The 2693-nt window shown below is 72.6% G+C and carries 2 protein-coding genes; both read left to right on the forward strand.

All coding sequences use genetic code 11. The annotated features are described in order from the left end of the window. Window positions 1-1881: lantibiotic dehydratase (locus GT030_RS06290; RefSeq protein ID WP_161200228.1), on the forward strand; the 1881-nt coding region annotated here is incomplete at its 5' end. Next, a partial coding sequence (locus tag GT030_RS06295) for a lantibiotic dehydratase C-terminal domain-containing protein (RefSeq protein WP_161200229.1) occupies window positions 1878-2693 on the forward strand: 816 nt, incomplete at its 3' end. The genes GT030_RS06290 and GT030_RS06295, both read left to right, overlap by 4 nt.

Consider the following 2693-nt stretch of genomic DNA (forward strand, 5'->3'; position numbering starts at 1 on the left):
AGCGCGCCGGTCAGTTTCGACGCCGCCCGGGACCGGCTGTTCTTCCTGCGCCGGCAGGGTGCCCTCGACGGGCTGCTGACGCTGCTGCGCAACACCGACGGCACCCTGACCCACGGCGACCTGGCCCGCTGGCTGGCCGCCACCACGGGTGCCGGCGAGGAGGAGGCGGGACACTATCTGACGGCGCTGCGTGAACTGGGCATGCTCCAGCTTCCGTTGCTCGACACGGGCGTGCACAGCCCCGACCCGCTGCGCGCCTTCCAGCGGGCGTTGCGGAGCCTGGGGCTGGAGTGGGCGGACACCGTCGCCGCCCGGCTGGACGGCCCGGCCGAGGCGGTCGTGCGGTACGCGCACGCCGATGTGCCCACCCGACGGGCCCTGCTGGCCGGACTCCGTGCCGGCCTCGCCGCTCTGCAGACCGACTTGGGCGCCGAACAGCCCGTACTGCCACAGACGTTGCTGTACGAGGACGTGTCGGCCGGTACCACCGGCGCGCCGCTCGCCGAGTGGGCCGAGCCGGTCGCCGCGCCGCTGCGGTCGATCGGCCGGGTGCTGCCCGCCTTCGACGTGGCGCTGCCCCAACGGCTCACCCTGAAGGGCTTCTTCGTCGCCCGGTACGGGCGCGGCGGCCGCTGCGAGGACCTGCTGCGGCTGGTCCACGACTTCCACGAGGACATCTTCCGCCAGTACCTCCAGTTCACCGCGGCCAAGGACGGCTACCTCCCGGACGGCAGCCACGCCCCGGAGGAGAACTGGCTCGGCGTCCCGGAGATCACCTCCGTCGACCGGGCCCGCACCGCGCTCACGGCCCGGATGCGGGAGCGCTGGGCCGAACTACCGCCCGATGCTGAGGAGTTGGTGCTCGACGACGCGACCGTGGACGAGATGGCCGAGGCGCTCGGCACCGCCGCGCCCGCGTTCCGCCCGCAGAGCCACTTCGTCCAGCTCGCCCGCCACGAGGACGGCCCGCTGGCCGTGCTGAACAACTCCTACGGCGGCCTCTGCTTCCCCTTCACCCGCTTCACGCACTGCTTCGACGGCGCGGACGGACCAGGACTCACCAACTCGCTGCGAGACAGGCTGCGTTCGGTGCTGCCGCCCCGCGCGGTCCTCGCCGAGGTGACGGCCGGTGCCGCGACCACCAACCTCAATCTGCACGGCCGGCTGACCGACTACGAGATCGTCTGCCCGGGCGAGAACAGCACCGCCCCCGCACAGGCCCGCCTCCACCTGGACGACCTGTACGCCGTGCACGACGAGACCGAGGACCGGCTGCTGCTGCGTTCCCGGCGCCTGGACCGCGAGGTCGTCCCGGTGTACCTCGGCTATCTGGTGCCGATGGTACTCCCCGAGATCCCGCGCACCCTGCTGCTGTTCTCGCCCACCTCCCGCTCGGTGCCGGACGTGTGGCGCGGGGTGCCGGCCGGCGAGGCGACGGACGGCGTCACCCGGCGCCCCCGTGTCCGCCACCACGCGCTGGTGCTCCAGCGGCGGTCCTGGACCGTCGCCGACGGCCACCTCCCGCTGCGGGCGCCCGGCACCACGGACGCCGACTGGTATCTCGCCTGGCACCGCTGGCGGGTCCGGCACGGCCTGCCCGCCCGTGCCTTCGCCACCGTCCACGAGGAGGCGGGGGACGGGCAGGGCGCGGCCTGGTTCGGCGGGTCCAAGCCGCAGTACGTCGACTTCGAGAGCCCGCTCTCGCTCACTGCCCTGGAAGGGCTCCTCGCCGGGAAACGGGCCCGGACAGTCTTCGAGGAGATGCTCCCCGCCGAGGACGAACTGCACGTCACCTCACCGCGCGGACGGCACGTGGCCGAACTCGCCGTCGAACTGCTGCCCGTACCGGCCGCCCGGACCGAAGAGGACGCCACCCCATGACGACCGCTCCCACCGAAGCCACAGCCACACCCGGTCAGGCACCCGGTGAGTGGCTGGCCGTGCACGTCTTCTACGCGGCCAGCCCTCGCCCGCTGCTCGTCCAGTGCGTCCGCCCGCTGGTCGACGCCCTCACCGAGGAGGGCCTGCTCGCCGGGTACTTCTTCATCAACTACTGGCTGGAGGGCCCGCATCTGCGCCTCCGCCTGAAACCGGCCCGCGCCGCCGACGCCCCCGTGGTCCGGGAGCGGGCGCATGCCGCGCTGGAGACGTTCCTGCGCGAGCGGCCCGCGCTGTACGAGGTGAAGGACGGCTTCTTCGCCGACCTCTACGAGACCCTGTTCGCCCTGGAGTTCGGCGAGGAGGAGCGCGCCGAGTACCTGGGCCCGGACGGCCGGATGGTGCTGCGCCCCAACAACTCCTTCGAGGACCGCCCGTACGAGCCCGAGTACGGCAAGTACGGCGGTCCGGCCGGGATCGAGCTGGCGGAGTGGCACTTCCAGCACTCCAGCGACCTGGTCATCGAGGCCGCCCGCTCGATGAACCTTCATCTGCGCACCGTACTGCTCGGGCTGTCGGCCCAGTTGATGACGGTGATGGCCGGCACCTTCCTCCGGGACGACGAGGCCCTGCTGTCCTTCCTGGACCGCTACCACACCTTCTGGAACCGGGCGTTCTCCAGCACCAACTACACCGCCGACGACGGCTACGACCGCGCGTACACCGCGATGGGCGCGAGCCTGCCGGGCCGGTTCCGGGACATCCGGGCGGCGGTCGCGGCGGGCGGGACCGGACGGCTCCCGGTGTTCCTGCGC

Source organism: Streptomyces sp. SID1328 (genome assembly GCF_009865595.1).
GTDB classification, from domain to species: domain Bacteria; phylum Actinomycetota; class Actinomycetes; order Streptomycetales; family Streptomycetaceae; genus Streptomyces; species Streptomyces griseoluteus.